Raw genomic sequence first — 23057 nt, forward strand, 5'->3', positions numbered from 1 at the left:
TGCCACCATGCGTTCTCGCCGCGACCTTAGGGATGAAAGACATGACCAGACGCATCGTGCCGGCCACGCTCGCCTGTGCCGCGAGCCTTCTTGCGGCGGGTGCCGCGTTGGCGCAGCAGAGCCCGGCGTTGAAGGAGATTCCCGCCGACAAGGCGAGGCTCACGGGCAGCATGACAGTGGACTACAATTCCCGCTCCGCCCGTTCCACCAGCGGCACCGATCTCTACGAGATCTCCGAGCTGGCGGTGGCGGACCTGATGATTCTCAAGGGCTCGGTGCAGCGGACGCCGGGCAAGAGCCTCGTCTATTCGGTGAAGTTCGACGTGGTGAACCCGTCGAACCCGTCCCAGATCGCCCGCGAGGTGGCGATCCTGCGCGGCGAGCTGCAGATCGACAATAACGGCCGCTACATCCCCGATGCCGGCCGGCTGCGCATCGACGTGGTGAAGGGCAACCAGACCTCCTCCGCCTTCGGCGGCTCCATCCAGGGGCGCAACGTGACCCGCTGGTGGGAGGTGGGCGAGCAGTTCCGCAAGGCGCAGAAGGAGGCCACCAAGGTCTATTCGCGCGTGGTGGACGGCAAGACCGTGTCGATCCAGGTGAAGAACCCGGACCCGCTGCGGTTCGAGCGCACCCAGCTCGCCTCCGGCCCGTTCGCCTTCCTGCCGGAGACGCGGGTCTCCGGCAATCTCGACTACGACTACGAGCTCGGCAACTGGCTGACCGACGCCAATGGCGTGAGCTTCACCTACACGGTGGCCGACCGGTCCTTCACCGACCGCGTGTCCGGCTCGATCCGCTTCGTGGAGGAGGAAGGCAACTTCACCGACAAGGGCGGCAAGAAGAAGCCTTACACGGGCTACTACGAATACAACCTGCGCTGGAACGAGCAGGCGGTGAATTCGGACCAGTCCTTCTTTGATTCGTCCGCGGCGCAGGCGCAGTCGGATGCGTTCTTCTCCAGCGCCGACCAGTCGAAGCCGGGCCTTTACGGGCGCGTCTACTACAATGACAGCGAGGACGCCTGCAAGCGCGTGAAGGGCGACGACGGCAAGGACAAGTGCGTCGGCCCCACCCGTTCGGAAGTCACCTGGGACCTCAAGGCGGAGAAGCTCACCAACGTGCAGCTCTCCAACTGGGTGAAGCTGGAGATGCTGATCCTCGGCCCGCTCACCGACGAGTGAGCGCCTTCGGGGGAGGGGCGCGGAACCGCGCGCCCCTCACTCCAGCACGGCCGCCTTCAGCAGGCACACCATGAAGGCGTGGGCCTGGGTGTCGGAGCGGTTGCGGATGACGTGGCGGCGGTCGCAGCGATAGCGCACCGTCTCGCCCTCGCGCACGGTCTCGATGACGCCGCCCACCTCCACCTCGAGCGCGCCGGAGAGCACGGTGAGGCACTCGATGGAGCCGCGCTGGTGGCCGTCCGAATCGAGCTCGCCTTTGGGCTCGGCGTACAGGTCGTAATATTGCAGCCACTCCACCGTCTTGATCCAGCCGATGATGGACAGGCGAACCAGCCCGTCCTCGGAGAGCAGGATCGGCGTGTCGGCCCGCGTCAGCTTCTCCACGAAGGGGGCGTCGTCGGAGGAGGCGAGCACCCGCTCCACTGACATGTCGAGCGCCTGCGACAGCCGCCAGACGGTGGCCAGCGTCGGGTTCGTCTCGTTGCGTTCGATCTGGCTGATGATGGATTTCGCCACGCCGGACTGCTCGGCGAGATCCGAGAGCGAGAGGTTGTAGGCCTTGCGCAGGCGCTGGATGGTCTTGCCGAGCTGCCCGGTAATGACTTGCGCACCGGTCTCCAGATGGGTCCCGCCGCGGTCCTTCACAGCCATGCCAGCGATCCTTTCATCGAACGAACGTTCGCCGTGCCGGACGATACTGGCCAGAGGACGCGGATGGAAGACCGTTTCGGTAAAGGAACACGGTCCTGCGCTCATGCGCGCCAGAGGGCGTGGAAATGGTGCACCGGCCCGTGTCCGGCTCCCACCTCCAGCGCGTCCGCCGCGGCGATGGCTTCGGTGATGTAGGCCTTGGCCCGCGCCACCGCCGCCTCCAGCGCCAGCCCCGCCGCGAGGCCGGCGGCGATGGCGGAGGACAGGGTGCAGCCGGTGCCGTGGGTGTTGTGCGTGGGGTGGCGCGGGCTGGCGAGGCGGGTGAGGCCGGCGGGGGTCACCAGCAGGTCGACGCTTTCCGGTCCCTCCCCGTGCCCGCCCTTCATCAGCACCGCCCTTGCCCCCAGCGCCATGAGGGCCTCACCCTGGCGGTGCATGGCGTCCTCGTCGCGGGCCACGTCCGTGCCGAGCAGGGCCGCCGCCTCCGGCAAATTGGGGGTGAGGAGGTCGGCCACCGGCAGCAGCAGCGCCTTCAGGCCGGCGAGGGAATCATCGGAGAGGAGCCGCGCCCCGGAGGCCGCCACCATCACCGGATCGAGCACCACCGGGCGTCCTGCGTTCCCTGCCCCGTGCCGCGCCAGCCCCTCCGCCACCGTGCGGATGGCGCCGGGGCGCGAGAGCATGCCGATCTTCACCGCATCCACCTTCAGGTCGGAGAAGACGGCGTCCATCTGCGCGGCGATGAAATCGTCCGGCACGTCGTGGATGGCGTTCACTCCCAGGGTGTTCTGGGCGGTGAGCGCGGTGATCACGCTCGCCCCGTAGACGCCGAGGGCGGAGAAGGTCTTCAGATCCGCCTGGATGCCGGCGCCGCCGCTCGAATCGGAGCCGGCGATGGTGAGGGCGATGGGGATCTTGCGAGCCATGGGCGGGGAGGACTCCGTGCGGCGGGCACATTCGGTCGCGTTGCCGCGTGACCCGTGCCCGCGCCACCCTTGCCAGTCCACCGGCTTTTGTCCACCTTGGCGCCGCCGGCCGCGCGCCGGCCTCCCCGACCGCCTTAGCGGAGCTCAGCCGTGGTTCCCTTCTTCGTCCAGATCAAGTGCCAGCTCGGAAAGTCCTACGAGGTGGCGGACGCCCTCGCCGACGCGGAAATCGCCTCGGAGATCTATTCCACGGCGGGCGAGTTCGACCTCCTGGTGAAGTTCTACGTGGAGGACGGCACCGACATCGGCCATTTCGTGAACCAGAAGGTGCAGGTCCTCCCCGGCATCCAGGACACCCGCACCATCATTACCTTCAAGGCGTTCTGAGGGGCGTCGCAGCCGTCGCCGCCGGGCTCGCCCGGGGCGGACGGCGCGGGACGCGCCCCTCACTTCTCCGTCTCGGTCAGCCCGCGCACGAACAGGCGCTGCATCAGGGCGATGACGAGGACCGGCGGCAGCATGGCGAGGATGGCGGTGGCCATCACCAGGTGCCACACCGGGTCCGCCTCCGCCGCCGCGCCGACGAGGCGCCGGATGCCCATCACCACCGTGTAGTAGCTGGCGTCCGTGGTCACCAGCAGCGGCCACAGATACTGGTTCCAGCCGTAGAGGAACAGGATCACGAACAGGGCCGCGATGTTGGTGCGCGAGAGCGGCAAGAGGATGAACCAGAAGAAGTGCAGCGGTCCCGCCCCGTCCACCAGGGCCGCTTCCGTGAGCTCGTCCGGAATGGTCATGAACACCTGCCGGAACAGGAAGGTCGCCGTGGCGCTGGCGATCAGCGGCACGGTGAGGCCGGCATAGGAATTCAGCAGATCGAGGCGCGCCACCACCTGGAAGGTGGGCAGGATGCGCACCTCCACCGGCAGCATGAGGGTGATGAAGATGAGCCAGAAGGCGGCCACCCTGAGCGGGAAGCGGAAGTAGCAGACGGCGAACGCCGAGAGGATGGAGATGGCGATCTTCCCCGCCGCGATCAGCAGCGCCACCACGAAGGAATTCCACAGCATGGGCGCCACCGGCGGGATGCCGGCGGTGGACGAGCCGGTCCCGAGCGCAAGGCGGTAGTTGGCCACGAGGTCCGGCCCCGGCACCAGGCCGACCCGGCCGGCGAGAAAGTCCGCGCCCGGATGGGTGGAGGCGACGAAGGCCACGTAGACCGGCAGCACCATGATCGCCACCCCGGCGATGAGGGCGAGATGGGCGAGGATGAGCTGGAGCCGCGAGGTGCCGACCATCAGTAGCTCACCTTCCGCTCGATATGGCGGAACTGCATGGCGGTGAGCGCGATGACGATCAAAAGCAGCATCACCGACTGGGCCGAGGAGCCGCCGAGGTCGAGCCCCTCGAAGCCGTCGCGGAACACCTTGTAGACGAGGATGGTGGTGGCCCGCCCCGGCCCGCCGCCGGTGGTGGCATGGATGATGCCGAAGGCGTCGAAGAAGGCATAGGTGAGGTTCACCACCAGCAGGAAGAAGCTGGTGGGGGCGAGCAGCGGGAAGACGATGTGGCGGAAGCGCTGCCACGGCCCGGCCCCGTCGAGGGCGGCGGCCTCCAGGGCCCCGAGCGGAATGGCGCGCAGGCCCGCATAGAAGAACAGGAAATTGTAGCTCACCTGCTTCCAGGCGGCGGCGAGGATGACCAGGGTCAGCGCCTGCCCGCCGTCGAGGAAGTGGTTCCAGGAGAGGCCGACGCCGCGCAAAGCGCGGGCGACGAGGCCGACCGATGGGTCGAACATGAACATCCACAGGATGCCGGCCACCGCCGGCGCCACCGCATAGGGCCACACCAGCAGCACCTGGTAGACGCCCGACGCCTTGCCCACCGCGTCCGCCGCCGTGGCGAACAGCAGGCCGAGCCCCATGGCCAGCGTGGTGACGCAGAAGGCGAAGACGAAGGAGACGCCGATCGCTTGCAGATAGGCGGGATCGCGCAGCAGGGCGGCGAAATTGGCGAGGCCCACAAAGGTCTCGCTGAGTCCGAAGGCATCCTGCGCATAGAAGGAGGAGACAATGGCCTCCCCCGCCGGCCAGACGAAGAAGACGAGCGTCACCGCCACCTGCGGCAGCAGCAGCAAATAGGGCGTGATCTTCGATGGGAAGGTGACGCGCTTGGCTTGCATGGGGTCAGGACCGTGCGGGTCGGGGAGCGGGCTGCCGCGCATATTGCGCGCCGGCCCGGCAACGGCAACGCCGGAGGGACGAAGGGGGCTGGCGCCGCCGGGCGCCGGGTTCTGAGGTGGAGAGCGCCCGCCACCCCTCACCCCCAACCCCTCTCCCGCAAGGGGAGAGGGGAGGCGGCCGGCGAGGCCGGAGGGTTTGAGAACAGGCCCCCGGACAGCCCCTCTCCCCTCGCGGGAGAGGGTGGATCGCGGCGCAGCCGCGAGACGGGTGAGGGGGCTGGAGCCGCTGGGGGCCGGATTCTGAGGTGGGGAGCGCCCGCCACCCCTCACCCCCCAACCCCTCTCCCGCAAGGGGAGAGGGGAGGCGGCCGGCGAGGCCGGAGGGTTTGAGAACAGGCCCCCGGACAGCCCCTCTCCCCTTGCCGGAGAGGGTGGATCGCGGCGCAGCCGCGAGACGGGTGAGGGGGCTGGCGCCCGCCGGGCGCCGGATTCTGAGGTGGGGAGAACCTGCCACCCCTCGCCCCCAACCCTCTCCCGCAAGGGGAGAGGGAGTGCACCGCGCCGAAGCGGGGAGAGGGGGACGGGCGGGGCGGTGCCTGGAGGCCGTTTTGCAGAGGAGCGCAGGCCGTCTTTTCCCTCTCCCTCGCGGGAGAGGGTGGATCGCGGCGCAGCCGCGAGACGGGTGAGGGGGCTGGCGCCTTCGGACGCCGGATTCTGAGGTGGGGAGAACCTGCCACCCCTCACCCCCAACCCCACTCCCGCAAGGGGAGAGGGGAGGCGGCCGGCGAGGCCGGAGGGTTTGAGAACAGGCCCCCGGACAGCCCCTCTCTCCTCGCGGGAGAGGGTGGATCGGGGCGCAGCCGCGAGACGGGTGAGGGGGCTGGCGCCGCTGCGGGCCGGGTGCTGAGGTGGAGAGCGCCTGCCACCCCTCACCCCAACCCTCTCCCGCAAGGGGAGAGGGAGGGCACCGCGCCCGCGGGGGCCATCTTGCGGCATCGCTGCCAGGGTCAAGGATTGGCCTTCTCGAACGCCCGCAGCAGCTCGTTGCCGCGCTTCTCGGCGGCGGCGAGCGCGGCCTCGGGGGTCTTCTGGCCGGCCAGCGTCGCCTCCAGCTCCTCCTCGATCACGTCGCGCACCTGCACGAAATTGCCGAAGCGCAGGCCCTTGGAATTGGCGGTCGGCGGGTTGAGCGTCATCTGCCGGATGGAGACGTCCGTGCCGGGGTTCTTCTCATAGAAGCCCTGGGCCTTGGAGAGATCGTAGGCCGCCTGCGTGATGGGCAGGTAGCCCGTATTCTGGTGCCACCAGGCCTGCACCTCCGGCTGCGAGAGGAAGCCGAAGAACTTGGCCACTCCCTTGTATTCCGCCGCTGGCCGGCCGGTGAGCACCCACAGGGTGGCGCCGCCGATGATGGCGTTCTGTGGCGCGCCGGGGACATCCGGCCAGTAGGGCATCATGCCGTAGCCGACCTCGAACCTGGAATTGGCGAGGACGCCCGCCCGTGCCGCCGAGGAGCCGATGCTCATGGCGCATTCGCCGGAGAAGAACTTCGGGTCCGCCTTGGACTGGCGTCCGCCATAGTCGAAGACCTTGGTCTTCTGCCAGTCGGCCAGCGCCCCCCAGTGCTTCACCGTGAGCGGGTTGTTGATGGTGAGGGTGGTGCCGAAGCCGCCGAGGCCGTTCTCCAGCGTGCCGATGGGCACGTTGTGCCAGGCGGAGAGATTTTCGAGGTTCACCCAGGACGGCCATTGCGTGGTGAAGCCGCAGGCGACGCCGGCCGCCTGCAGCGTCTTGGCCGCCGCCTCCATCTGTGGCCAGGTCTTCGGCGCCGCCTCCGGATCGAGGCCGGCTTTGCGGAACAGGTCCTTGTTCACGTAGAGGATGGGGGTGGAGGAATTGAACGGGAAGGACAGCATGTTGCCGGCCGTGTCCGTGTAGTAGCCCGTGACCGCCGGCAGGTAGGCCTTGGGATCGAACGGCTCGCCCGCGTCCGCCATCAGCTTGTAGGTGGGATAGATGGCGCCCTTGGCCGCCATCATGGTCGCCGTGCCCACCTCGAAAACCTGCACGATGGCGGGGTGCTGCCTGGCCCGGAAGGCGGCGATGGCGCCGGTCATGGCCTCGGGATAGGTGCCCTTGTAGACCGGCACGATCTTGTACTCGGATTGCGAGGCGTTGAAGTCGGTGGCGAGCTTTTCCAGCTTCTCGCCCAGCGGCCCCGACATGGCGTGCCACCACTGGACCTGGGTCTGCGCCGCCGCCGGCTCGGCGAGCGTCGCGGCGAGGACGGCGAGCGAGAGCGTGGCGAGCGCCCCGCTCCGGGAGAGAAACGCCGAGGAGATGCGGGCCATATCGTCCTCCTGTGCGCGGGTCCGGGCCCGCTTGGGATGCATGGTGCATGGAAGCGTTGTGCAACGAAGCCATGACAATCGCGTTGCGGCCCGACGACGACACCGACATTGGCCGACATGCGCCCGACACCCGGCTTGTCGGGTCGGCGTCGGGTCGCCGCAGGAGGTCGATGGATGGTTTTTGACGACCCCATTGTGCCGCCGCGAATTGCCGTGCCGCGATTATGTGGCTAAATCGCCCCTCGGCGAGTGGGCGCGCGAGTTGGGGATCGCGCCCGGATCAAGGGAAGCGGAATGAGTCTGACCTACCGGTCCGACATAGACGGACTGCGGGCCGTCGCCGTCGGAAGCGTCGTCCTGTTCCATGCCCGCATTCCGCCGTTCGACGGCGGTTTCATCGGCGTGGACGTCTTCTTCGTCATCTCGGGTTTTCTCATCACTTCAATCCTTTACCGGGAGATGTCGGCCGGTACCTATTCGCTGGTGGACTTCTACGACCGGCGCATCCGGCGCATCTTTCCGGCGCTGTTCGTGGTGCTGGCCGTCACCACGCTGCTCTGCGCGCTGGTGCTGATGCCGCGCCAGATGATGGGGTACGTGGATACGCTCATCCCCTCGGCGCTGTTCTACGCCAATATCCATTTCGAGCAGCTGCTCAACTATTTCGGCCCCAAGGCGGACGAGACTCCGCTGCTGCATCTGTGGTCGCTGGCGGTCGAGGAGCAGTTCTACATCTTCTTCCCGCTGCTGCTTTTCGTCCTGATGAAGCTGGGTGGACGCCGGGTGTCGGCCGGGTGTCTTCTGGCCGTCGGCGTCGCCTCGCTGGCCTATTCCCAGAGCATCGTCGAGACGGACCAGACGGCGGCCTTCTTCCTGCTGACCAGCCGGGCGTGGGAGCTGCTGACGGGGGCGCTGCTCGCCCTCGTGGCCTGGCCGCGCCTCCCGCAGAAGACGGCGGCCTGGATCGCGGTGGCGGGCGCGGCCGGCATTCTCGCGCCGGTGTTCATCTACAGCCAGGATTCGACCTTTCCCGGCATCTTCGCGCTTCCGCCGGTGCTGGGCGCGGCGGCGATCATCTATGCCGGCGCCTTCGCCCCGTCCGGCATCGTCTCCCGCATCCTGAGCCTGCCGGCCATGGTCTATGTGGGGCGCATCTCCTATTCGCTCTACCTGTGGCATTGGCCGCTGCTGGTGCTCGCCGCCATGTGGAAGGGCCGGCACCTCACCTATTTCCAGTCGGCGGGGGTGATTCTCGTCGCGGTGGCGTTCTCGGCCCTGTCGCTGAAATATGTGGAGACCCCGCTGCGCCGCTCCGGCGCGCTGGGCGGGCGGCGCCTCATGCGCATCGGCGCGGGGGCGGGGGCGATCCTCGCGACCCTCGTCGTCGCCTTCACGCTCGAGCGCGTGGGGCAGGGCTTCTTCTCCATCTCGCCCCTGGGCGCCATCGCCGAGGCGGCGGCCGACGACAAGAGCCGCTTCCAGCGCGACTGCAACAACACCGCGAAATTCTGGCGTCCGGCGGACATGAAGCCCGTCGCCCGGTGCGCCCTCGGGCCGGGGGCGGCGGCCGGCCAGTACCAGGTCCTCGTCTGGGGTGATTCCCATGCGGGGGCGACCTTCATCGGCATCGCCGAGGAGGCGGTGGCGATGGGCTACACGGCGCGGCTGCAGACCATGGCCGGATGCCCGCCCCTCATCGGCGGGATCGCCCGGCGCGACCAGATGCCGGGCAGCGCGTGCGTGGCCTTCAACACGGCGGTGCTGGACGAGATCCGGCGGGTCAAGCCGAAGGTGGTGGTGCTGGTGGGCCGCTGGGCGCTGTGGACCTCCCGCGCCGGCGCCGCCTTCACCCTCGTCACCGACGAACTCCCCGGCGGCGAGGCGCGCAGCAAGGAGAACAGCGCCCGGGTCTTCGCCCACATGGTGGAGCGCACGGTGACGGAGCTGCGCGGGCTCGGCATCCAGGTGATCCTGCTCGGTCAGTCACCGGAATATGCCCTGGCGCCGGCCCGATGCGTCGCGACGCGGGAGTTCTACCGCAGCGGCGACCCCGAATCCTGCTTCGGCCAGACCCGCAAGGAGGCGCTGCGCGGCGTCGGCCCGGGCAACGAGATCCTGGCCGCCGCCGCGGCGCGGCATGCCGGTGTGGCGGCCTTCCTGATGGCCGACGTGTTCTGCCGCGACGAGACCTGCACCGCAGGCGACGGAAAGCGCTTCTTCTATGTGGATACCGACCACCTCTCGCGCACCGGCTCGCGCTACGCCATGGCCAATTCCGGCCTGCGCAACGTGCTTGCCTCGGCGCTCATGGCCGGCGGCGGCGGCAGCGCGGCGCTGAAGCCGTAGGCCCGTGCCGCGGCCCGGCCTCCGGTGGTGGGGCCTCAGGCGGCGGTGGCTCAGCCCGGATCGAGCAGGCCGGCGAGCTTGAGGGCGACGCCCTGCGAGCCCTCCACCTTCAGCCGGCCGGTGGAGAAGGCGAGCATGGGGCCGATGCGGCCGGTGATCAGCTTGTCCAGCGTGTCGGTGGAGAGCTTGAGCACGGCATCCGCCTCGCCCGCGCCCTCGCTGACCTCGACGCCACCGTTCGTGGCATCGAGGAGGATGGCCTCGCCGGTGTCGGTGAGATCGAAGCGAACCTTGTAGCCGAGCTCGGACAGCGCGCCCGAGCGCTCGCGCATGGCGTCGACGAGGGAGGAAAGATCGGCCATCCGGAGCACCCCTGAAGGAAAAAAACCGCCCCGCAAGCGGGGCGGTGCGAGGAAACCTTGGTAGAGCCCGATCCGACCGGAGCGAACCGATCGGCGCGGGCGGCGGCGGCTGCGACGCCCCCTCCTGGATGGGGGCGGGCTTTCAGAACGCCGCTTCGTCCAGCGCCATCATGGAGGCCTTGCCGGCCTTGATGGAGCCCCACAGGGCCGCCACTTCCGGCAGGAGCTTCTCCATGTAGAAGCGGGCGGTGGCGATCTTGGCGTCGTAGAAGGCGGCGTCATCCGGGTTGGAGACGCGCTTCTCGTAGGCCACTTCCGCCATGCGCACCCACATATAGCCGAGCGCCACGAGGCCGAACAGGCGCAGATATTCGGTGGCGGCGGCGCCGGCCTCCTCCGGGTCCTTCAGCCCCTTCTCGGCGATGTGGGCGGTGGCGAGCTGGAGCGCGCCGAAAGCCTTCGACAGCGGCGTGATGAGGGGCCCGAGATTCTCGTCGTCCAGCTTCGCATCCATGTAGGCGAGCACCGGATGGAAGAAGGCGCGCAGGTAGCGGCCCATGTGCGCCGGCAGCTTGCGGCCCACGAGGTCCAGCGCCTGCACCCCGTTGGTACCCTCGTAGATCATGGCGATGCGCGCGTCGCGCACATATTGCTCCATGCCGTGGTCGCGGATGTAGCCGTGCCCGCCATAGACCTGCATGCCCATGGAGGTGGCCTCGAAACCGAGGTCGGTGAACAGGGCCTTCACGATGGGCGTCATCAGCGCGGTGAAGTCCTCCGCCCGCTGGCGCTCTTGCGGATCCTCGGCGTGCTCCATGAGGTCGAGGGCGCGGGCCACCCAGCCGGCGAGCGCCCGGCAGCCCTCGTTGTAGGCGCGCATGGTCATGAGGGTGCGGCGCACGTCGGGGTGGACGATGATGGGGTCGGCCGGCTTGTCCGGGTGCTTGGCGCCGGTCAGCGAGCGGCCCTGCAGCCGCTCCCTGGCATAGGCCACCGCCGACTGGTAGGCGGCTTCGCCGAGGCCGAGGCCCTGGGTGCCCACCGACAGGCGCTCGGAATTCATCATGGAGAACATGGCGCGCATGCCCTTGTGGGGCTCGCCCACCAGCCATCCGGTGGCCTCCTCGAACGACATCTGGCAGGTGGACGAGCCGTGGATGCCCATCTTGTGCTCGATGCCGGTGCACAGCACACCGTTGCGCGGCCCCGCCGAGCCGTCGGCGCGGGGCAGGAACTTCGGCACCAGGAACAAGGAGATGCCCTTGATGCCCTTGGGGGCGTCCGGCAGGCGGGCCAGCACGAGATGGACGATGTTCTCGCTCATGTCGTGCTCGCCGGCGGAGATGAAGATCTTGTTGCCGGTGATCTTGTAGCTGCCGTCTCCCTGAGGCTCCGCCTTGGTGCGCACGAGGCCGAGATCGGTGCCGCACTGGGGCTCCGTGAGGCACATGGAGCCGGACCAGACGCCTTCCACCATTTTCGGCAGGAAGCGGTCCTTCAGCTCATCCGACGCGTGGCTCAGGAGCGCCCGGTAGGCGCCGTGGGTGAGGCCGGGGCAGATGCCAAAGGCCAAGTTGCCGGAGCAGAGCATCTCCTCCACCAGCTTGTTTACGCTGGCCGGCAGGCCCTGGCCGCCATATTTCGGATCGCAGGCGATACCGTTCCAGCCGCCCTCGCAGAACGCCTTGTAGGCTTCCTTGAAGCCCTTGGGCGTGCGCACCACGCCGTTCTCATAGGTGCAGCCCTCAAGGTCCGCCGACTGGTTGAGGGGGGCGAGCACCTCGGTGACGAATTTCCCGGCCTCTTCCAGCACCGCGTCGATGAGGTCGGGGGTGACCTCCTCAAGGCCCTTCAGCGTGGAAAGCTCCTCCGAGCCGTGCAGCTCGTGGAGGACGAAGCGCATGTCGCGCAGCGGGGGGGTGTAGACCTGCATGGCGTTGGGCTCCCTTGTTTTTCCGTGCCTCCCCTCTCCCCTTGCGGGAGAGGGGTTGGGGGTGAGGGGTGGCACCGGCGCTCGGATATCCGAACCATGCGCCAAGCGACGCGATACCCCTCACCCTAACCCTCTCCCGCAAGGGGAGAGGGGACGTTCCGGCGCTGAACCCTCACCCGCTTGCGGGGGAGGGGGCGGGGCCGGCAATTCTCCACCCCGTCGCCCTCCGGCTTGACCGGAGGGCCCATCTCGCCGCCTGCCCGGTCTCCGCCGCGTTTTTCCGGCGGGGCCATGGGGGCATGGGCCGTCCGGTCAAGCCGGACGGCGACGGCGTGTAATCGCCTTCAGCCCCCTGCAAGCGGGAGCGGGCGGCGCCCCCTCAGTTCCGCAGCGGCCGCCCGGTTTCCAGGATGTGCTCGATGCGGTCCAGCGTGGCATTGGTGCGGATGAGCTTCATGAAGCCTTCCCGCTCCAGCTCCAGCACCCGGGCCGCCGGGACCGGGGCGATGTGGTCGGCATCGCCGCCGGTGAGCACCTCGGCCAGCGCGCCGGACACCACCTTGTCGTGCTTCGTGGCGAGGCCGCGCTTGGCGAAGCCCTCAACCGCCATCTGCATGGCCACCTTCCCGGACGGGCCGGGCAGGGTGAGGTCGCGGGGCTTGGGTGGCGTATAGCCATCCACCATGGACAGGGCCTTGGCCTTGGCGTCCGCCAGCAACCGGTCGCGGTTCATGGTGACGCCATCGCTCTCGCGCAGGAATTTCAGCTCCTGCGCCTCGGCGGCGGACTTGGCGACGGTGGCGGTGGAGACCGTCTCGAACACCTTGGAGGGCGCCGGCATGGGGCCCTTGGGGAATTTCGGATCGGACTGCCAGCGCTCCAGCATGGCGGTGCAGCCGCCCCACGCGGGCAGCACGCCGACGCCGCATTCCACGAGGCCGATATAGCTCTCCGCGTGGGCCTGCACGGCATCCGCGTGCAGCAGGATCTCGCATCCGCCGCCCAGCGCCATGCCGGAGGGGGCGGCGACCACGGGGAAGGGGGCGTACTTCATGTCCTGATAGGTCTTCTGGCCGGTGGCCACCAGCTTCTCCACCTCGCCGAACGCGCCGATGTTGCAGGCGAACAGGGCAAGGCCGAGATTGGCCCCGACCGAGAAGTTCGAGCCCTCGTTATAGATCACGAGCGCCTTGTGCTTCTCCTTCGTGAGCTTCAGCGCCTTGCCGAGCAGGGTGATGATGCCTTCATCCAGCGAGTTGCTCTTGGAGGTGAATTCGAGGCACACCACCCCGTCGCCGATGTCCCACAGCGCGGCGGAGCCGTTCTTGAGGATGGCCTGAGACTTCAGCTTGATGTCGGACAGCAGCAGCACGCCGTCCGGGCGCACCACATCGCGATAGCCGCCGTCGAGGGCGAGGTATTGCCGCGTGCCGTTCTCCACCCGGTAGAAGGGCCTGTCCGCCGCGAGGGCGAGCAGCGGCGGGATCTCCTCGCCGTCCGCCTTCAGCAGGGAGATGAGGCGGGCGGCGCCGATCTTGTCGATCAGCTCGAACGGTCCCAGTTTCCAGTTGTAGCCGAGGCGCATGGCGTCATCGATGGCGACGATGTCGTCCGCCGCCTCCGGCACCAGGCGCGCGGCATAGGCGAGCGTGCGCGCCATCACCGCGCGGGCGTAGCGGCCGGCCGGGCCGGGCGCGGTGAGGAGGGCGTTGAGATCCTTGCCGCCGCCGTCCTCCAGCTCGGGAACCTGCGGCTTTTCCTGCGGGCGGTAGGCGCCGGTGGAAAGGTCGATGGCCTCCTTCAGCTTGCCGCCATTCTCGCGGTTGAGGCGGTAGAAGCCGCCCTTGCCCTTGCGGCCGGTGTAGCCGGTCTCGATCATCCTCGCGATCAGCGGCTCGTCGCGCAGGGTGGCGTGGAACGGGTCGGAGGCGGGCAGCGCCCGCTTCAGCGAGCCCTGCACGTGGGGCATCAAATCGAGACCCACGAGGTCGATGAGGCCGAACACCCCGGTCTTGGGGAAGCCGAACGGCCGGCCCATGACCGCGTCCGCCTCCTCCACCTTCAGGCCGCCGGCAAAGGCCTCTCCCACCGCCAGCTGGAGCCAGTAGGTGCCGAGCCGGTTGGCGATGAAGCCGGGGGTGTCCTTGCAGGTCACCACCGTCTTGCCCAGCTTCACGTCGGCGAAGCTGGCGACGGCGGCCACCGTGTCCGGATTGGTCTGCGGCCCCGCCACGATCTCCAGGAGCCGCATGTAGCGCGGCGGGTTGAAGAAGTGGGTGATCAGGAAGTCGCGCCGGAAGCTCTCGGGCAGCCCGGCGGTGAGGTCGCCCAGCGGGATGGTCGAGGTGTTGGAGGACACCGCGCTGCCCGGCCGGCGCGCGGCCTCGATCTTCGCATAGAGCGCCTGCTTGATGTCGAGCCGCTCGATCACCGCCTCGACGATCCAGTCGCAGGCGGCGAGGTCGGAAAGATTGTCCTCGATGTTGCCGGGCCGGACCAGCTTCGCCGCGCGCTTGGACATGAACGCGGCGGGATCGGCCTTCAGCAGCTTTTCCACCGCCGTCTCGGCGATGACGTTGCGGTTGGCGGCGCCCTCGGGGACGATGTCGAGGAGCAGCACCTCGACGCCCGCATTGGCCACATGGGCGGCGATGCCGGCGCCCATGACGCCGGCGCCGATGACGGCGACCTTCCTGATCGTGCCGGAATTTATCTGGGAATTCACTTGGGAGTTCACCTGGCTCATGACGCGCCTCCCTCAGACGCGCTCGAGCACGGTGGCGATGCCCTGGCCGCCGCCGATGCACTGGGTCGCCAGCGCATAGCGCCCGCCTTCGCGCTTCAGCAGCGAAGCCGCCTTGCCGACGATGCGCGCGCCGGTGGCGCCGAGCGGATGGCCGAGGGCGATGGCGCCGCCGTCAAGGTTCAGCGTCGCCTCCGAAATGCCGAGCTCGCGCTGGCAGGCGAGGGCCTGGGAGGCGAAGGCCTCGTTCAGCTCCACCACGTCCACGTCCGAGATGGCGATGCCCGAGCGGGCCAGTGCCTTCTTCGTCGCGGCCACGGGACCGATGCCCATGATTTCCGGCGCGCAGCCCGCCACGGCCACGCCCTTGAGGCGGGCGAGGGGCTCAAGGCCATTGCGCTCCGCATAGGCTTCCGAACACACGAGCACCGCGGAGGCGCCGTCGGTGAGCGGGGAGGCGGTGCCGGCGGTCACCGTGCCGTGCTCGTCGAAGGATGGCTTGAGGCTGGCCAGCGCCTCGGCGGTGGCATCGCGGCGGATGCAGCCGTCGGTCTCGGCGGTCTTGCCCGGGTTCTTGCCGTCGATGCGGATGGGCACGATCTCGCCCTTGAACCTGCCCTCGGCCTCGGCCTTCGTTGCCTTCTGGTGACTCTTCAGGGCGAAGGCATCCTGGTCGGCCCGGGTGATCTGCCACCTGGCCGCGACATTCTCCGCGGTCTCGCCCATGCCCATGTAGGCGGCCGGGAATTTCGCGTAGAGGGCGGGATTGGGCATGGGGTTGAAGCCGGTCATGGGCACCCGGCTCATGCTCTCGATGCCGGCGCAGATGAACACCTCGCCGGCGCCCAGCTGGATCTGCCCGGCCGCCATGTGCACCGACTGCATGGACGAGCCGCAGAAGCGATTCACCGTGGCGCCGGCGACCGTATCGGGCAGGCCCGCGATCATGCCGATGAGGCGGGCGATGTTGAAGCCCTGCTCCGCCTCGGGAAAGGCGCAGCCGACGATGAGGTCCTCGATGTCCTCCACCTTCACCCCGGTGCGGGCGATCAGCTCCGCCACCACCTGCGCGGCGAGGTCGTCCGGGCGCACCCGCGCCAGATCGCCCTTCCTGGCCAGCGCGAAGGGCGAGCGGGCATAGCCCGCGATCACGACGTTCTGCATGGGCTCTCCTGCCTGTCTTGTGTGTTTGTTCCGCGCCGTTTGCGCGGTGCGGCCGAATTGCGATTCGGTCAGCCGGCGGCCTTCTTCTGGGCTGCCTCCTGCGCGAGGGCAGACATCGCCTGCTCCTCGATTTCCTTCAGTTCCATGATGGATTCTTCCAGGGCGAGGCGCTGGTCCTCAAGCATTTCGAGGCGCGCCTGCACCTTCTTGACCAGCAGCCTGATCTGCTCGGCCTGGCTCGAATCCATGTCGTAGAGATCGAGGTATTCCTTGATCTCGCGCAGGGAGAAGCCGAGCCGCTTGCCGCGCAGGATGAGCACCATCCGCGCCCGGTCGCGCTTGGTGTAGACCCGCATGGTCCCCGCCCGGCGGGGGGTGATGAGGCCCTTGTCCTCGTAGAACCGGATGGTGCGGGGCGTGATCGAGAGGTCGCGCGCCAGCTCGGTGACCGTGAAGAACGTGTCCGTCAGGGCCGAGCCGGCTCCGCGCTTGCCTGTGGATGTCACTGGTTCACCTATACGTCATCTGTCGGCCCCGAAGATACATGCTTTGACCTTGGGCGCAAGACTGCAATCGCGCCGTTTCCATCGCGATTGCGTCAATGCGGCGACGCGGGCTGTCGAGCGCCGACGCCCGCGTCGCCGCCCGACAGCCCGCAGATGTGGCGGACATGCAACGCAATCGAAATTCGCCAGTTCGGCGCACGTAAGTTAGAAAGAGCTGGTTGACGTGGCTGTTCCTTTAGGCATGCTGGGTGACGTATAGGGCACCGTAAAAACCTATAGTGCACCGCAACGTGCCGGGCCCTGGGGAAACAGTCGGAGGAGGGGTGACCCATGACGATGCGCAAGTGGGCCGTGCGGGCGGCACCGGCACTTGCTCTTCCCGCGATCATGATCGCGGCCGGAGAGGCGAGCGCTGGCGGATTCGGTCTGCGTGAGCAGAGCGCCTATTACCAGGGCACATCCTTCGCCGGCGATGCCGCGGGTGGGGCCGGCCTCGCCTCCATGTTCTGGAACCCGGCGGCGCTGAGCTTCGCGCCGGGCCTGAGCGTGGAAGGCAACGTCACCTATATCGCGCCGCACGCGTCCGTGGACGTGTTCAGCGCCACGGCGCCCCTCACCGGCGCCAGCCTCGGCAATCTCGGGGTCGGCGACATCGTTGACAACGGGACCCTGCCGACCTCCTACATGACCTATGCCGGCGAACGGTGGTCGGTGGGCCTCGCCGTCACCTCGCCCTACGGGCTGGTGACGGATGCGCCCTGCAACTGGTCGGGCCGCTATTACGGCTGCTACAGCCGCATCTTCGACATGAACGTGCAGGGCTCCTTCGCCTACAAGGTCACGGACTGGCTCACCCTCGGCGCGGGCGTGAACGTCAACTATATCGACGCGCGGCTCAGCAACGCGCAGTTCACCGGCTTCGCGCCGCCCGCGAACAATCTCTACGCGCAGGTGGATGGCGACGACATCGGCTACGGCTTCAACCTCGGCGCGCTGGTGACCCTCGCGCCGGGAACGACGGTCGGTATCGGCTACCGTTCTTCCATCAGCCAGGACCTGGGCGGCACGCTCGGCATCTCCCTCGCCAACATCGTGCCCCTGAACAAGCTCCACGCCACGGCTGCGCTGACCCTGCCGGACCAGGTCACCGCCTCCTTCCGCTCCCAGCTGGACCCGAGCTGGACCATCCTCGGCACCGTGGAGTGGACCAACTGGTCCACGGTCCAGCAGCTCGTGGTGAAGTCCCGAGGCGTGCCGGTCAGCACGCTCGACCTCCAGTGGAACGATGGCTGGTTCTTCTCCGGCGGCGTCGAATATCAGTGGGATCCGAAGCTCGCGCTGCGCGCCGGCCTCGCCTACGAGCTGACGCCCGTGCCTGATTCGACGCGCTCGCCGCGCCTGCCCGACACCAACCGGCTGTGGCTCTCGGCCGGCCTCACCTACAACTTCACGCCGCAGTTCTCCGTGGACTTCGCCTATAGCCACATCTTCGGCGAGAACAGCCCGATCACGCTCTCTCCCGCCGATCCCTCCAATGCGCTGCGCGGCACGCTCATCGCCGAGGTGAACGACGGCTACGTGGACATCGTGTCGGTGGGCCTGCGCTACAAGTTCGACAGCCCGGCCGGGACGGCGCTGGCCATGAAGTGAGGGCCCGGGCGGGGCGTCCGCCAGGATGCCCGCCGGTCTACCTCCAGGTACACCCGCAAGGGGCGGGGAGGGGCGCCGTGGCGCCGCTCCCCCAAGGCGCGGCGCAGGCCGCCGCGTTCCGCAGGGTCATCGCGATGCCGGCGCAATCGTGCCGGATAGTGCGTGACGCAAGGTTGCCGGCATTTGCCGCTGCGCGTACGCAAATCAGAAGACGGCGCCGGCGGAGGGAGGAAATCCATGCTCCAGCGCACCGATGGCGGCTTCGCTTCAGCCGCCCCCGTGCCCGAGCTGCTTGATGCCAGCGTCGCCGAGTTCGGCGCGCGCAACGCACTCAGCTTCTTCGGCCGAAAATGGACCTATTCCGAACTGGGCGCGCTCGTGGACAGGGTGGCGGCCGGGCTACAGGCAAACGGGGTGCAGAAGGGCACGAAGGTCGGCCTGTGCCTGCCCAACACGCCCTATTCCGTCATCTTCTTCTTCGCCATCATGAAGGCCGGCGGCACGGTGGTGAACTTCAGCCCGCTTTATGTGGAGCGGGAGCTGAGGCACCAGATCCGCGATTCCGGCACGCTGATGATGGTGGTGCCGGACCTCAGGCTCATCCATTCGCGCGTCGCCGCGGTGGCGCGGGAGGCGGGGCTTCAGCGCGTCATCGTGTGCCCCATGGCGGGGATCCTGCCCTTTCCCAAGGGGTTGCTGTTCAACCTGTTCAAGCGCAAGGACAAGGCCGTCTACAGCCGCGGCGACGGGCTGCACCTGCCTTATGCCGACCTGCTGCGGCACGCAGACCGCCCCGCCCCGGTCGCGGTCGATCCCGAGCAGGACGTGGCGGTCCTGCAATATACCGGCGGCACCACGGGCGTTCCGAAGGGCGCGATGCTCACCCATGGCAACGTCTCGGCGAACGCCCGCCAGCTCGTCGCCCATGCCGACTGCCGAAGCATCGGCGTGACCCGCGTGGTGGGGGTGCTGCCGCTGTTCCACGTCTTCGCGATGCAGACGGTGATGCTCATCCCCATCTGCCTCGGGGCGGAGATCGTGCTGGTGCCGCGATTCCAGCTCTCCGACCTGCTCGACACCATCGAGCGGGAGAAGCCCACCATGTTTCCCGGCGTGCCCACCATCTACGGGGCCATCAACAACGTCCCCGGCATTGAAAAGCGGGACCTGTCCTCCCTCACCCTCTGCATCTCCGGCGGTGCCCCCCTGCCGCAGGACGTGCGCGAGCGGTTCCAGCAGATCACCGGCTGCCGGCTGGTGGAGGGCTACGGCCTGAGCGAGACGGCGCCGGTGGTGAGCGCCAATCCGCCGCTCGGCCTGGTGAAGGACGGATCGGTGGGCACCGCCCTGCCGCAGACGGTGATCGAGATCCGCAGTCTCACCGATCCCTCCCGCATCCTCGGGCCCGGCGAGAAGGGCGAGGTGTGCGTGCGCGGGCCGCAGGTGATGAAGGGCTATTTCAACCGCCCGGAGGAGACCGCCAACGCCTTCATCGACGGGGCGCTCAGGACCGGCGATGTGGGCTATCTGGATACCGACGGCTATCTCTTCCTCGTGGACCGCATCAAGGACGTGATCCTGTGCGGCGGCTACAACGTCTATCCGCGGGTGATCGAGGAGGCGCTCTATCTGCATCCCGCCGTGGCCGAGGCGGTGGCCATCGGCGTCGCCGACAGCTATCGCGGCCAGGCGCCCAAGGCCTTCGTCACCCTGAGGGCCGGGACCGAGGCGACGCCGGAGGAACTGATGACCTTCCTCGCCGCTCAGATCTCCAAGATCGAGATGCCGAAGGCGGTGGAGATCCGCGACAGCCTGCCCAAGAGCGTGGTCGGAAAGCTCTCCAAGAAGGAGCTGGTGGAGGAGGAGCGCCAGCGCGCGGAAGGCTGAGGCACACCTGCGCCGCAGGGCATTCGGGGCCATTGCCGGTCCGGCCGAATGCCCGCCATCTTGCTTCATGAAGCCGGCTCGCGTATATGGCCGGCCATTCCGCACGCGGACATCAGGCCCTCAAGGCCATCCGGTGCCCCTCTCCATTGGTGGGGGTACGTCCGCGGAGGCTCAACCGGAGAATACCAAAGTGGCGCTTCCCGATTATTCGATGCGTCAGCTTCTCGAAGCTGGCGTGCACTTCGGACATCAGTCCCATCGCTGGAATCCGAAGATGGCTCCGTACATCTTCGGTGTCCGCAACAACATCCACATCCTCGACCTGTCGCAGACCGTGCCCGCGCTGCATCGCGCGCTGCAGGCGGTCTCCGATACGGTGGCCCAGGGCGGGCGCGTGCTGTTCGTCGGCACCAAGCGCCAGGCCCAGGAGCAGGTGGCGGACGCCGCCCGCCGCTCCGCCCAGTATTATGTGAACTCCCGCTGGCTCGGCGGCATGCTCACCAACTGGAAGACCATCTCCAACTCCATCGCCCGGCTGAAGAAGCTGGAGGAGATGCTGGCCGCCCCCGAGGCGGGCTCCGGCTACACCAAGAAGGAGCGCCTGACGCTCTCCCGTGAAAAGGAGAAGCTGGACAAGGCGCTCGGCGGCATCCGCGACATGGGCGGCCTGCCGGACCTGCTGTTCGTCATCGACACGAACAAGGAAGACATCGCGGTGAAGGAGGCCCAGCGCCTCGGCATCCCGGTGGCGGCCATCCTCGACACCAATTGCGATCCGGACGGCATCGCCTTCCCGGTGCCGGGCAATGACGACGCCGGCCGCGCCATCCAGCTCTATTGCGACCTCATCGCCCGCGCCGCCATCGACGGCATCGGCCGCGGCCACACCGACCTCGGCGGCTACGACATGGGCGCCGAGGAGGCCCCGCTGGTGGAGGACCTGCCGGTCGAGGCCGGCGCGTGGTCGACCTTCGAGCCCCTGTCGGGTCCGCGCGGCGTCGCCGACGACTTGAAGAAGCTCACCGGCGTCAGCCCCGAGATCGAGCAGAAGCTGAACGATCTCGGCGTGTTCCACTTCGGCCAGGTGGCGGGCCTCGACGCGATCGACGCCCACCGCATCGGCGAGGAAGTGGGACTGCCCGGCCGCGTCGACGGCTGGGTGGCCCAGGCCAAGGAGATGTCTGCCGAGGTGGAGTGACCCGAAATCGGGTGACCTTGTCGCAGATCTGAAAGCGAATCGAGAGTAATGGGGCGCTTGGGGCGCCCCCGCGGCCGGCTCGGGCTCACCCCTGGCCGGCCGTGGTGCGAGAAGAAGGGATTGAACATGGCTGCGATCACCGCCGGGCTCGTGAAGGAACTGCGCGAAAAGACCGGCGCAGGCATGATGGACTGCAAGTCCGCGCTCACCGAGACGAACGGCGACATCGAGGCTGCCATCGACTGGCTGCGCAAGAAGGGCCTTGCCAAGGCGGCCAAGAAGGCCGGCCGCGTGGCCGCCGAGGGCCTCGTGGCGGTGGAATCCTCCGGCCACTACGCCGCCGCCGTGGAAGTGAATGCGGAGACCGATTTCGTCGCCCGCAACCCGGACTTCCAGGCGTTCGTGCGCGAGGTGGCCAAGGTTGCCCTCAACACCGATGGCTCGCTGGAGGCGGTGGCCTCCGCCCATTTCCCGGGCGAGAGCGTGACCGTGGGCGAGCGCCTCACCGCGCTCATCGCCACCATCGGCGAGAACATGACCCTGCGCCGCTCCACCAAGCTCACCGTGTCGGCCGGCGTGATCGCCAGCTACGTGCACGGCGCGGTGGTGGAAGGCCAGGGTCGCATCGGCGTGCTGGTGGCGCTGGAATCCACCGGCGACGTGGAGAAGCTCTCCACCCTCGGCCGGCAGATCGCCATGCACATCGCCGCGCTGAACCCGCTGGCGCTGGACGCCTCCGGCATTTCCGAGGAGACCATCGCCCGCGAGAAGGCGATCCTGCTCGAGAAGCACCAGGGCAAGCCGGCCAACGTGCAGGACAAGATCGCCGAGAGCGGCATCAAGAGCTTTTTCAAGGAGGTCACCCTCCTCGACCAGGCCTTCGTGCATGACGGCTCCAAGTCCGTGGCCCAGGTGCTGAAGGAGGCCGAGGGCCAGGTCGGCGCCCCGGTCAAGCTCACCGGCTTCGTGCGCTATGCCCTCGGCGAGGGTATCGAGAAGGAAGAGACCGACTTCGCGGCCGAGGTGGCCGCCGCCGCCGGCCAGTCCTGATCGCAACGGGGAGGGGGCTCCCATGACCGCTTCCGTCTCGGACGATTCGGACTATCCCGAACCCACGGTGCCGTACGCGGCACCGGGACTGCCCTATCCCCGCATCCTGGTGAAGGTCTCCGGCGAAGCCCTGATGGGCCCGGAGCCCTTCGGCCTGCATCCCGCCACCGTGGCGCGTATCGCCCGCGACCTCGTCGCGGCGCGCTCCGCCGGCTGCGAGGTGGCGGTGGTGGTGGGCGGCGGCAACATCCTGCGCGGCGCGCGGGTGGCGGACGAAAACCTCGACCGCGCCACCGCCGACCACATGGGCATGCTCGCCACTGTCATGAACGGCCTCGCCCTGGAGCGGGCGCTGGAGGCCGCCGGCGCGCCGGCCCGCACGCTGTCCGCCATCCCCATGCCCACGGTATGCGAACCCTATGCCCGCCAGCCGGCCATGCGCCATCTGCGCCGCGGCCGCATCGTGGTGCTCACCGGCGGCACCGGAAATCCCTATTTCACCACCGACACCGGCGCGGTGCTGCGTGCCGCCGAGCTCGACTGCGACGCGGTGCTGAAGGCCACCAACGTGGACGGCGTCTACACCGCCGACCCAAAGCTTGATCCCGCGGCGACCCGCTACGAGCGCATCACCCATGACGAGGCGCTCGCCCGCGACCTCAAGGTGATGGATGCCGCCGCCTTCGCCCTTGCCCGCGAGGCGGCATTGCCGATAATCGTGTTCTCCATTCGCGAACCGGGAGCGATCGCGTCGGCGGCCAGAGGCGAGGGCCGCGTGACCGTGGTCGCCCCCTGATCGACGGGGGCGGAGCGTCTTCGACGGCCATCCTTGGACGCGGGACGACGCGTTTTATCTAAAAGTTTCGGGCGATGGGGCGCAGCATGGCCGGACGAACCTGGGGTGGTCGCGCAGGTGCGATCATT

Annotated in this window: 18 protein-coding genes; 8 read left to right on the forward strand and 10 right to left on the reverse strand. The window is 68.4% G+C overall.

All coding sequences use genetic code 11. From position 1 onward, the window contains the following. The first annotated feature begins 41 nt into the window (after positions 1–41). Positions 42–1184 carry a hypothetical protein gene (locus tag EZH22_RS18520; protein WP_203191973.1) on the forward strand — a complete coding sequence of 381 codons (1143 nt, stop codon included), beginning with the start codon at positions 42–44 and terminating at the stop codon, positions 1182–1184. A gap of 36 nt (positions 1185–1220) precedes the next feature. Here the strand turns inward: EZH22_RS18520 and EZH22_RS18525 are convergent, their stop codons facing one another. Further along, entirely contained in the window at positions 1221–1835 is a 615-nt protein-coding gene (locus EZH22_RS18525) for a helix-turn-helix domain-containing protein (RefSeq protein WP_203191974.1), read from the reverse strand. A 101-nt stretch (positions 1836–1936) separates the two neighbouring features. Next, complete coding sequence (gene thiD, locus EZH22_RS18530; RefSeq protein WP_203191975.1) at positions 1937–2761, reverse strand: bifunctional hydroxymethylpyrimidine kinase/phosphomethylpyrimidine kinase; 825 nt, start codon at positions 2759–2761, stop codon at positions 1937–1939. A gap of 150 nt (positions 2762–2911) precedes the next feature. On the opposite strand from thiD, the gene EZH22_RS18535 reads away from it, so the two are divergent. Further along, a complete protein-coding gene (locus EZH22_RS18535) occupies positions 2912–3148 on the forward strand; it encodes an Lrp/AsnC ligand binding domain-containing protein (protein ID WP_203191976.1) in 237 nt (78 codons plus the stop codon). 59 nt (positions 3149–3207) lie between these two features. On the opposite strand, the gene ugpE is transcribed toward EZH22_RS18535, so the two are convergent. From ugpE to ugpB, 3 genes are all read right to left on the reverse strand, one after another. Further along, the gene (gene ugpE, locus EZH22_RS18540; protein WP_203191977.1) at positions 3208–4059 is read right to left on the reverse strand and encodes a sn-glycerol-3-phosphate ABC transporter permease UgpE; all 852 of its coding nucleotides are present in this window, start codon (positions 4057–4059) and stop codon (positions 3208–3210) included. Next, positions 4059–4943, reverse strand: a complete 885-nt coding sequence (gene ugpA, locus EZH22_RS18545; RefSeq protein ID WP_203191978.1) for a sn-glycerol-3-phosphate ABC transporter permease UgpA — start codon at positions 4941–4943, stop codon at positions 4059–4061. The genes ugpE and ugpA overlap by 1 nt, the downstream gene beginning before the upstream one ends. 1007 nt (positions 4944–5950) lie before the next feature. Further along, positions 5951–7294, reverse strand: coding sequence for a sn-glycerol-3-phosphate ABC transporter substrate-binding protein UgpB (ugpB, locus tag EZH22_RS18550; protein WP_203191979.1), 1344 nt, complete (start codon positions 7292–7294; stop codon positions 5951–5953). Between the two features lie 294 nt (positions 7295–7588). Here ugpB and EZH22_RS18555 point away from each other — a divergent pair, with 294 nt between their 5' ends. Beyond that, positions 7589–9640 (forward strand): acyltransferase family protein, encoded by a 2052-nt coding sequence (locus EZH22_RS18555; RefSeq protein WP_203191980.1) that lies wholly within the window; start codon positions 7589–7591, stop codon positions 9638–9640. 50 nt (positions 9641–9690) lie between these two features. Here EZH22_RS18555 and EZH22_RS18560 read toward each other — a convergent pair whose 3' ends face one another. From EZH22_RS18560 to EZH22_RS18580, 5 genes are all read right to left on the reverse strand, one after another. Continuing rightward, positions 9691–10002 carry an SCP2 sterol-binding domain-containing protein gene (locus tag EZH22_RS18560; protein ID WP_203191981.1) on the reverse strand — a complete coding sequence of 104 codons (312 nt, stop codon included), beginning with the start codon at positions 10000–10002 and terminating at the stop codon, positions 9691–9693. 142 nt (positions 10003–10144) lie between these two features. Then, on the reverse strand, positions 10145–11935 hold the full coding sequence (locus EZH22_RS18565) for an acyl-CoA dehydrogenase C-terminal domain-containing protein (protein ID WP_203191982.1): 1791 nt from the start codon (positions 11933–11935) through the stop codon (positions 10145–10147). A gap of 379 nt (positions 11936–12314) precedes the next feature. After that, positions 12315–14681: a 3-hydroxyacyl-CoA dehydrogenase/enoyl-CoA hydratase family protein gene (locus tag EZH22_RS18570; protein ID WP_203191983.1), complete on the reverse strand. Its 2367-nt coding sequence runs from the start codon at positions 14679–14681 to the stop codon at positions 12315–12317. 12 nt (positions 14682–14693) lie between these two features. Next, entirely contained in the window at positions 14694–15842 is a 1149-nt protein-coding gene (locus EZH22_RS18575; protein ID WP_203191984.1) for a thiolase family protein, read from the reverse strand. A 68-nt stretch (positions 15843–15910) separates the two neighbouring features. Then, the gene (locus tag EZH22_RS18580; RefSeq protein WP_203191985.1) at positions 15911–16348 is read right to left on the reverse strand and encodes a MerR family transcriptional regulator; all 438 of its coding nucleotides are present in this window, start codon (positions 16346–16348) and stop codon (positions 15911–15913) included. A 330-nt stretch (positions 16349–16678) separates the two neighbouring features. On the opposite strand from EZH22_RS18580, the gene EZH22_RS18585 reads away from it, so the two are divergent. The 5 genes from EZH22_RS18585 to pyrH all read left to right on the forward strand — a co-directional run bounded on the left by EZH22_RS18585 (position 16679) and on the right by pyrH (position 22929). Continuing rightward, a complete protein-coding gene (locus EZH22_RS18585; protein ID WP_203191986.1) occupies positions 16679–17998 on the forward strand; it encodes an OmpP1/FadL family transporter in 1320 nt (439 codons plus the stop codon). Between the two features lie 237 nt (positions 17999–18235). Continuing rightward, positions 18236–19885, forward strand: coding sequence for a long-chain-fatty-acid--CoA ligase (locus EZH22_RS18590; protein ID WP_203191987.1), 1650 nt, complete (start codon positions 18236–18238; stop codon positions 19883–19885). A gap of 190 nt (positions 19886–20075) precedes the next feature. Then, positions 20076–21083: a 30S ribosomal protein S2 gene (locus EZH22_RS18595; RefSeq protein WP_203191988.1), complete on the forward strand. Its 1008-nt coding sequence runs from the start codon at positions 20076–20078 to the stop codon at positions 21081–21083. Positions 21084–21209: 126 nt separating this feature from the next. Beyond that, positions 21210–22133, forward strand: coding sequence for a translation elongation factor Ts (gene tsf / locus EZH22_RS18600; protein WP_203191989.1), 924 nt, complete (start codon positions 21210–21212; stop codon positions 22131–22133). A 133-nt stretch (positions 22134–22266) separates the two neighbouring features. Beyond that, positions 22267–22929: a UMP kinase gene (gene pyrH, locus EZH22_RS18605; RefSeq protein ID WP_231711553.1), complete on the forward strand. Its 663-nt coding sequence runs from the start codon at positions 22267–22269 to the stop codon at positions 22927–22929. Positions 22930–23057 lie beyond the last annotated feature (128 nt).

This window comes from Xanthobacter dioxanivorans, assembly GCF_016807805.1.
Lineage (GTDB): Bacteria > Pseudomonadota > Alphaproteobacteria > Rhizobiales > Xanthobacteraceae > Xanthobacter > Xanthobacter dioxanivorans.

What these genes read in the sequence shown, in the direction of transcription:
- tsf (WP_203191989.1), top strand. Translation starts at nt 21,210, where the DNA reads ATGGCTGCGATCACCGCCGGGCTCGTGAAGGAACTGCGCGAAAAGACC.
- ugpA (WP_203191978.1), bottom strand. Translation starts at nt 4,943, where the DNA reads ATGCAAGCCAAGCGCGTCACCTTCCCATCGAAGATCACGCCCTATTTG.
- pyrH (WP_231711553.1), top strand. Translation starts at nt 22,267, where the DNA reads ATGGGCCCGGAGCCCTTCGGCCTGCATCCCGCCACCGTGGCGCGTATC.
- EZH22_RS18565 (WP_203191982.1), bottom strand. Translation starts at nt 11,935, where the DNA reads ATGCAGGTCTACACCCCCCCGCTGCGCGACATGCGCTTCGTCCTCCAC.
- thiD (WP_203191975.1), bottom strand. Translation starts at nt 2,761, where the DNA reads ATGGCTCGCAAGATCCCCATCGCCCTCACCATCGCCGGCTCCGATTCG.
- EZH22_RS18585 (WP_203191986.1), top strand. Translation starts at nt 16,679, where the DNA reads ATGACGATGCGCAAGTGGGCCGTGCGGGCGGCACCGGCACTTGCTCTT.
- EZH22_RS18590 (WP_203191987.1), top strand. Translation starts at nt 18,236, where the DNA reads ATGCTCCAGCGCACCGATGGCGGCTTCGCTTCAGCCGCCCCCGTGCCC.
- ugpE (WP_203191977.1), bottom strand. Translation starts at nt 4,059, where the DNA reads ATGGTCGGCACCTCGCGGCTCCAGCTCATCCTCGCCCATCTCGCCCTC.
- EZH22_RS18555 (WP_203191980.1), top strand. Translation starts at nt 7,589, where the DNA reads ATGAGTCTGACCTACCGGTCCGACATAGACGGACTGCGGGCCGTCGCC.
- EZH22_RS18520 (WP_203191973.1), top strand. Translation starts at nt 42, where the DNA reads ATGACCAGACGCATCGTGCCGGCCACGCTCGCCTGTGCCGCGAGCCTT.
- ugpB (WP_203191979.1), bottom strand. Translation starts at nt 7,294, where the DNA reads ATGGCCCGCATCTCCTCGGCGTTTCTCTCCCGGAGCGGGGCGCTCGCC.
- EZH22_RS18570 (WP_203191983.1), bottom strand. Translation starts at nt 14,681, where the DNA reads ATGAGCCAGGTGAACTCCCAAGTGAATTCCCAGATAAATTCCGGCACG.
- EZH22_RS18525 (WP_203191974.1), bottom strand. Translation starts at nt 1,835, where the DNA reads ATGGCTGTGAAGGACCGCGGCGGGACCCATCTGGAGACCGGTGCGCAA.
- EZH22_RS18575 (WP_203191984.1), bottom strand. Translation starts at nt 15,842, where the DNA reads ATGCAGAACGTCGTGATCGCGGGCTATGCCCGCTCGCCCTTCGCGCTG.
- EZH22_RS18560 (WP_203191981.1), bottom strand. Translation starts at nt 10,002, where the DNA reads ATGGCCGATCTTTCCTCCCTCGTCGACGCCATGCGCGAGCGCTCGGGC.